4 protein-coding genes are annotated in these 5,460 nt (G+C 63.3%); 3 read left to right on the top strand and 1 reads right to left on the bottom strand.

Features of this window, described 5'->3' with window-relative positions; all coding sequences use genetic code 11:
• Positions 1–532 precede the first annotated feature (532 nt).
• On the bottom strand, positions 533–2,527 hold the full coding sequence (gene prpR, locus ABWP92_RS16120) for a propionate catabolism operon regulatory protein PrpR (protein ID WP_353236422.1): 1,995 nt from the start codon (positions 2,525–2,527) through the stop codon (positions 533–535).
• 163 nt (positions 2,528–2,690) lie between these two features.
• On the opposite strand from prpR, the gene ABWP92_RS16125 reads away from it, so the two are divergent.
• The 3 genes from ABWP92_RS16125 to ABWP92_RS16135 all read left to right on the top strand — a co-directional run.
• Entirely contained in the window at positions 2,691–3,887 is a 1,197-nt protein-coding gene (locus ABWP92_RS16125) for a CaiB/BaiF CoA transferase family protein (RefSeq protein ID WP_353236423.1), read from the top strand.
• A gap of 11 nt (positions 3,888–3,898) precedes the next feature.
• Entirely contained in the window at positions 3,899–4,843 is a 945-nt protein-coding gene (locus ABWP92_RS16130) for a hydroxymethylglutaryl-CoA lyase (protein ID WP_353236424.1), read from the top strand.
• A 180-nt stretch (positions 4,844–5,023) separates the two neighbouring features.
• Positions 5,024–5,460, top strand: a 437-nt coding sequence (locus ABWP92_RS16135) for a Bug family tripartite tricarboxylate transporter substrate binding protein (protein WP_353236425.1), incomplete at its 3' end; no start/stop codon positions are given.

Raw genomic sequence — 5,460 nt, forward strand, 5'->3', positions numbered from 1 at the left:
TAAGTATTAAATAATTAACCAGTGCTCATCAACCTTCAGCGCAAGAATGAGAGCGCTGCGATTCTACTTACATCCTTTTCCATTTTACGAATTGCACAGATTCACGGCAAAAAATTCATCTATCAATCACGATACTTTGACAAGCAACTCAATTCGCAAAGAATCAGCATGAAAATCATTGCAAATCTGTACAGATCCATATCAAACAAACGGAATTCAATTGCAAACAATCCGCAAGTATCCATCAATACAATCAAAATGCATAATCAATCACGCCAATCGCATTATTAGCTGGATAAATCATTTATTCATGATTGCATATATCCAAAGCACGCCGAGAATTTGATAATGCCTGGGGTGGATTCATTTGCCAAGCAGGCGCAAGGCATATGCAACGGACAGGACAGCCATGCGTTGCTCCGGATGCCGGAGGGCTTTTCTCGCCGCGAGAAGCGATGTCATCGAAACGTGTCTCTGGCCGCCAGGGCCTGCAGCGGGCGGCTCCAGGCCCTGCCTGATACGACCTTTGCGGTCAGTCCGGCCGCCGTTCGGCATTCAGCCATCGCCAAAGCGTGGAACGGCTCACGCCCAACTGTCTGGCCGCCAGGCCCGGGCGGCCGTTGGCGGCCCGCATCGCGGCCTCTATGCGTTCGGCCAATGGACTGTCCAATGAGCTATCCAATGCCAATGCCCGGCCCGGCGGATGCGCGGCCGCGAGCATGGGGCCGGGCCGGGCAAACAGTTCCGGGCAATCCTGGCTTAGCGCCGCATAGGGCACATCATCCAGCCTGGGGAACGGTAGCAGGAACACGGCAATGCGCTCGGCAATGTTCTCCAGCTCTCGCACGTTGCCCGGCCAGCCATAGGCCGACAGCCGCGCCATGAGCGGCTCCAGCGCCGCATCTGTCGGCAACGAGGAGCCAAGCCGCGCAAGGCAGCGCGACACCAGAGGCGTCACCAAGCCAGGGATGTCCTCGGCTCGCTCGCGTAGCGGCGGCAATGACAGGCGCAACGTGTTGAGCCGGTAGTAGAGATCCTGGCGGAAACGCTTTTGCTCGATCAGCTCGCCAAGCGACTGGTGGGTGGCCGCCATCACGCGTATGTCGAGTGGGATGGGCGCGGTTGCGCCCAGGCGCATGATCTCCCGCTCCTGCAGCACCCGCAGAAGGCGCGTCTGCAGCGTCAAGGGCATGTCGCCGATTTCGTCGAGGAAAAGCGTGCCCGTGTGCGCCGCCTCGATGAGGCCGCGCTTGCCGCCGCGCCGGGTACCGGTGAATGCGCCCTCCTCGTAGCCGAACAGTTCGCTCTCCAGCAAAGTCTCGGGGAACGACGCGCAGTTCACGGCGACAAACGGCCTGCCCGCGCGATGGCTGGCGTTGTGCATGGCTTGGGCGAACACCTCCTTGCCGGTGCCACTCTCGCCGGTGATGAGTACGTTCAAATCGGTGGGCGCGAACCTGAGGGCACTGGCCTTGGCCTGGCTGATCGCGGCGCTGTGTCCGCCCACGCTGTGCGCGAAGGTGTGGCGGGCGGCATGCTGGTGCTGGCGCTGCAAGATCCGCAGGCTGGTATCCGCCGCCTGGATCGTGTGCGCATCGTGCAGGGTGAGCGCCGCACCCACGATCCGGCCGTGCTCGCGGATGGGTGTGCGGTAGGCCACCCAGTCCCGGTGCGCATAGCGCAATCCCGCAGCGCGATCCTGCCTTCCGCTCGCCAATGTATGGGCCAGGGACAGCTCGGGGGCGATGTCGCCCAGCTTGCGTCCCTCGAGCCTGACGCCCGGCCCCGCCAGGACGTGCAGCATGGCCGGATTCACGGCGATGATCCGCTCGTGCTGATCGACTGCCACCACGGCTTCCTGCAGGTTGTGCAGCACGCTGTGCAATTGTTCGTAGCGCCCCGCTTCCAGGCGCGCGACCCGGGCCAGCTCCAGCGCATCGTCAAACCCCTTTCGCACGCTGTCCAGGGAATAGGCAAGCAAGCCGTGCAGCCCGGCCTCCTGGGCCAGCTCGACCACCAGGCTCGACCCCACGATCACCTCGTAGCCTTCGCGCCTCAACACGTCGAACTGCTCGCGCGCGTCGTCAGGGGTCTGATAGGCGTACTGGCTTATCTCGATGTTGAGCAACTCCTTGACCGCATCGAGTTCCGGGATGGTGTGTCCATACATCATCACCCCTACGCGATGCGCAATACGCCGCGCCCGGATCAGCACCTGGAACAGGTCAAAGCCGGTGAGCTGGATGGTCGCTACCGGAGCCTGCAGTCCCGCGCGCAGGATGCTCGCGTTGGAGCCGGCGCTGATGAACGCATCGACCTCGCCGCGCGCCACCCTGTCCTGCGCAACCGCCAAGGCCGCGCTGAAGGTCCCATCCACCACTTCCACATGCGCCCGGCCCGCGTATTCGGCGACCACCGGCATGGAGAACTCCCGTATTTGCCGATAACTCACAAAACACAGGCGCGGCAGATCCTGCGGCTGAAGAGTGGCAAAGCCCATGGCGGAGGAGGAAGGTCGGATGCTCATCGTGCATCGATTGGAACATTTTTTGTTTCACAAGTGTTCCATGAAACATGGTTTCTACCAGCAGTGGACGAAAATCATATATATATCAATAACTTAAATGAAATTGAAAACTGGCATGGGAAGTGCATTGTTCCAATCGATCAAATTCTGGAGACGAAGAAACATGGCACTTGAACACATCACGGTCCTGGACCTCACGCACATGCTGTCCGGCCCCTACGGCACCATGCTGCTGGCCGATCTGGGCGCGCGCACCATCAAGGTGGAGCCGCCGGGCTCGGGCGAAGGCACGCGCCGCCTGCTCGAACACGACCCGGACTATTCGCGCAACGGCATGGGAGCCTACTACCTCACGCTCAACCGCAACAAAGAGAGCATCTGCGTGGACCTCAAGAGCGATGCCGGCCGCGCCATCTTCATGGACCTGGTCCGCCAGGCCGACGTGGTCTACGACAACTTCAGCGTGGGCGTGACGGCGCGCCTGGGCATCGACCACGAGAGCCTTGCCAGGGTCAACCCGCGCATCATCACATGCTCGGTTTCGGGTTTTGGACAAACCGGCCCACATACCCAGCGCCCCGCTTTCGACCAGGTGGTGCAGGCGATGGGCGGCGGCATGTCGATCACCGGCTCGCCAGAGACCGGCCCCACGCGCAGCGGCATCCCCATCGGTGATCTGGGCGGCGGTATTTTCGGCACCATGGGCGTGCTCGCCGCCATCGCCGAACGCGACCGGACGGGCCTCGGGCAGCACGTGGACGTGTCGATGCTGGACGTGCAGATATCCATGCTCAACTACATGGCAACGATGTACCTGATGTCCGGCATCGTGCCCAAGGGCATTGGCAATGGACACTTCGTGCACGTCCCCTACAACGCCTACCCCACGGCGGACGGGCACATCATCATCGCCTGCATCGGGGACCCGTTCTTCGAGCGCTTCGTCGAATGCATCGACATCCCGCAACTGCGCGACCCCGAATACCGCAGACAGCCCGTGCGGTACGCGGCCAAGGCCGAAATCGACCAACTGGTTTCAGACAAGCTGCTCAGCCACGGCACCGCCCACTGGCTCGCGGTGTTCAGCGCCGCGCGCATCCCTTGCGGGCCGGTAAACAACTTCGCACAGGCGCTCGACGACGAGCAGGTGCGCGCCCGCGACATGGTGGTGCAAGTCACCATGCCCGATGGCGAACAGCTCAGCATGCCCGGCAATCCCGTCAAACTCTCCCGCGCCGGGAAAAGCACGTTCACGGCACCTCCGGAACTGGGCGCACAGACCCAGGCCGTGCTCGGTGGCTGGCTGGGCTATTCCGCCGAGCACATGACGCAGTTGCGCGCGGCGGGCGCGATCGGCTGAAGGAGCGGCACATGACCGAGCAGATCTTCATCACCGACGTGTCGCCGCGCGACGGGTTGCAAAACCAGGCCGTCGCAGTATCCACCGACTCCAAGCTGCGGCTGATCGACAAGCTCGTGCAGGCCGGAGTCGAAAGCGTCGAGGCAACCAGTTTCGTCTCGCCCAGTGCCGTGCCCCAGATGGCCGACGCGGCGCAGCTCGTGCCGCTTGCCGCCGCGCGCTGGCCGCGCCTGCGCACCTCCGTGCTGGTGCCCAACCTCAAGGGCCTAGAACGTGCGCATGCTGCCGGTGCGCGCGAAATCGCGGTGGTGCTCTGCGCCACCGAGACCATGAACCGCAAGAATGTCAACATGGGACTGCAGCAGGCCCTGGACGCGAGCGAGCAGACCCTCGTTGCCGCGCATGAGCTGGGGATCAGGACCCGCGCCTACGTGGCGGTGGCCTTCGAATGTCCCTTCGAAGGCATCACGCCGCTGGCCGAAGTGCTGCGGCTGGCACGGCGCATGCACGCGGCGGGAGCCGCCGAGATCGTGATCGCCGACACCATCGGCGCTGCAGCGCCCGCGCAAGTCAAGGAACGCATGAACGCCATCCGCGACGTGGTTCCGCTGGATCGCCTAGCCATCCATCTGCACGACACGCGCGGCATGGGCGTCGCCAATGCCTGGGCCGCGCTGGAGAGCGGCGTACGCCGTTTCGACGCCAGCGTCGGGGGGATCGGCGGCTGCCCCTTCGCACCCGGCGCCGCCGGCAATCTGGCGACCGAAGACCTCGTCCTGATGGCCCGGCAAAGCGGCTTCTCGAGCGGCATCAGCCTGGACGGCCTGCTGGACGCCGTGGCATTCGCAGAGGAGCAACTGCAGCGGCCACTGGGCGGGCGCAGCAGCGCATGGCTCAGGCGCGAGCGTGCCATGCGCGCTCCGCAGATGAGCGCGGACGCCGCCAACCCCGCGTAGTTTTCCTTCTCATCAAGACCATGGAGACAAGCCCGATGAAAGCCAGATGAAAACGAGCAAGTTCAATGCATCCCGCCCGAATGACGCGAGGCCCGGATGCGGCAATCCCATCACATACCGACAAAAGGAGATCACAGCATGCCCCACACCCTGCCCTCGATAACCCGCCGCACGATTGCCATGGCCGCCCTCGCGCTGTCGGCTGCGGCCCTGGCCACGCCCGCGCTGGCCGAAACCTGGCCGGGCAAGCCCATACGGCTCGTCGTGCCCTTTGCTCCGGGCGGAGTGTCCGACACAGGCGCTCGCGTCGTCGCGGAAAAATTGAGCCAGCGCCTGGGCCAACAGGTCGTCGTGGACAACCGTCCCGGCGCGTCGGGCAACATCGGCACCCAAATGGTCGCAACCGCCGCGCCCGATGGCTACACCCTGCTTCTCGGTTTCGACGGCACGATGGTCATCAATCCCCATGTGTATTCCAAAGTCCCGTTCGATACGCTCAAGGACTTTGCACCGGTCAGCAAAATCGGAGATGCGGCGCTCATCATCGTGACTCATCCGTCCGTGCCGGTGAAAGACCTGCCCTCGCTCGTCGCGTATTCGAAAGGCACGCCCGGGGG

The organism is Diaphorobacter ruginosibacter, assembly GCF_040396215.1.
Lineage (GTDB): Bacteria > Pseudomonadota > Gammaproteobacteria > Burkholderiales > Burkholderiaceae_C > Diaphorobacter_A > Diaphorobacter_A ruginosibacter_A.